Origin of the sequence: Parendozoicomonas verongulae (assembly GCF_009711465.1) — a bacterium.
Classification (GTDB): domain Bacteria; phylum Pseudomonadota; class Gammaproteobacteria; order Pseudomonadales; family Endozoicomonadaceae; genus Sansalvadorimonas; species Sansalvadorimonas verongulae.
In genome coordinates, this window is record NZ_SMME01000252.1 from 1 (window position 1) to 420 (window position 420).

Here is a 420-nt window from a genome sequence, read left to right on the forward strand (position 1 = left end):
AATAAATGCCAGCAAGACTCAAGCGAGCCTGCCGAAAGCCCGGCTGCCCGGGCACAACCACGCACCGCTCTGGCTACTGCGACAAACACCAGCCGGAAGAAGGCAGCTGGAACAAGTGGCAGCAGAAGAAAGGCAACACCACCCAGCGTGGTTACGGCTACAAATGGCAGAAGCTACGTGCCCAGATCCTCAAGCGTGACAGCTATCTGTGTCAGGAATGCAAAAGAAAGGGTGTGATTCGTGAAGGTCGGCACGTTGACCACATCACACCAAAGGCCGCAGGAGGCACGGACGAGCCAGGCAACCTGCAGACACTCTGCACCACGTGCCACAACCACAAGACCGCCACAGAGCGAGCCAGCAAGGGGTAGGGGGGGAGAAATCTCTACAGCCTTTCCCTAACTGACCGCCGCCCCCGTC

At 58.8% G+C, this 420-nt stretch carries 1 protein-coding gene; it reads left to right on the forward strand.

Features of this window, described 5'->3' with window-relative positions:
• The first annotated feature begins 5 nt into the window (after positions 1 to 5).
• A complete protein-coding gene (locus E1189_RS26380; RefSeq protein WP_155158172.1) occupies positions 6 to 371 on the forward strand; it encodes an HNH endonuclease in 366 nt (121 codons plus the stop codon).
• Positions 372 to 420: the final 49 nt, after the last annotated feature.